At 59.2% G+C, this 1,609-nt stretch carries 1 pseudogene; it reads left to right on the forward strand.

The window, feature by feature from the left end:
• Nucleotides 1–240: 240 nt before the first annotated feature.
• Nucleotides 241–1,605 (forward strand): annotated as a pseudogene (locus AC0L2J_RS34680) (IS110 family RNA-guided transposase).
• Nucleotides 1,606–1,609: the final 4 nt, after the last annotated feature.

Here is a 1,609-nt window from a genome sequence, read left to right on the forward strand (position 1 = left end):
TAAAAAACTGTCCAGGGGGATGGCGCGCCTGTGCGGGGTAGAAACAGCCTTGTGCTATCCCTTGGCTCGGAGGGTAGCGGCCGTCAGCTTATTGGAGGCACTGTCCCGTTAAAAAACGTGGTCCATGGGCGCATGCGAACTTGAGAGTGGTGACGCCGTTTCGGCGGCGATCCCGATTAGGAAGATGACAAATTGGCATAGCCCAGACCCTCCAGCCCATCATCGGACGGAGGATTTGCGATGCCTAAGAGGACAACTGGTGGCGGCCCGGACTTAAAGCCGGTCAACCTTGGCGCGGCCGCCATCGACATCGGGTCAAAGATGCACCTGGCGGCGGTGAACCCGGCCTGCACCGATACGCCAGTGCGTGCATTCGGCACATTCACGCAAGACCTGCATGAGCTGGCGGACTGGTTCAAGGCGTGCGGCGTGACGAGTGTCGCGATGGAATCCACTGGGGTCTATTGGATCCCGGTCTAGGAGATCCTAGAACAGCGCGGGTTCGCGGTCATTCTGGTCAACGCGCGGTACGCCAAGAATGTACCTGGTCGCAAAACCGATGTCAGCGATGCCGCTTGGTTACGCCAGCTCCACTCCTATGGCCTGTTACGGGGTAGCTTTCGACCCGATGCCGAGATCGCAATCTTGCGAGCCTATCTGCGCAGAGCGCGAGCGGCTCGTGGAATATGCTGCCGCCCATATCCAACATATGCAGAAGGCCCTGATGGAGATGAACCTGCAGCTCCATCATGTTGTCTCGGATATCACCGGCGCGACCGGCATGCGGATTATCCGAGCCATTGTCGCAGGCGAACGCAATCCCGACGTCCTAGCAACCTATCGGGACGTGCGCTGCCATTCATCGATCGAGACGATCCGCGCAGCACTCGTAGGCAATGACCGCCACGAACATGTCTTCGCGTTGACTCAATCGCTGGAGCTCTACGACGCTTATCAGGCAAAGATGCTCGACTGTGAACGCAAGCTCGAAGTCCTGATCAGTGCATTGAACACCAAAGGAGCAGGACCAGTCGGAAAGCTAGCCAAGCCACGCGTCAAGACCAAGCAGGTCAACACACCCACCTTCGATGTCAGGACCGCGCTGTATGGCGTGCTTGGCGTCGATTTGACCGAGATCCATGGGTTGGGTCCGTCGCTCGCATTGAAGCTCATCGGCGAGTGCGGCACGGATTTAAGGGCATGGCCGAGCGCCAAACACTTCACTTCCTGGCTCTGCCTCGCACCCGGCAAACAAGATCTCCGGCGGCAAGGTGCTGTCCTCGCGCACACGGAGATCCTCAAGTCGCGCAGCTGCGCTGTTGCGGTCGGCAGCAACAACCGTGGGGCGGAGCGAGACAGCGCTTGGAGCATTCTATCGTCGGCTGTCCTCACGCGCGGGTAAATCGAAGGCCGTGACGGCGACCGCTCGCAAGATTGCGGTGCTACAACACACTCCGGCACGGCATCAGTTACAGGGATCCTGGTGCAGACCAATATGAGCAGCAATATCGTAGCCGTGTCCTCGCCAACCTACAGCGCCGGGCGAAATCGCTAGGCTTCGTGTTGCAGGCCATTCCGGGCGACGGCAATCCGGCTGTTTCTTAGGAAG

This window comes from Bradyrhizobium sp. MV1.5 (assembly GCF_055807615.1).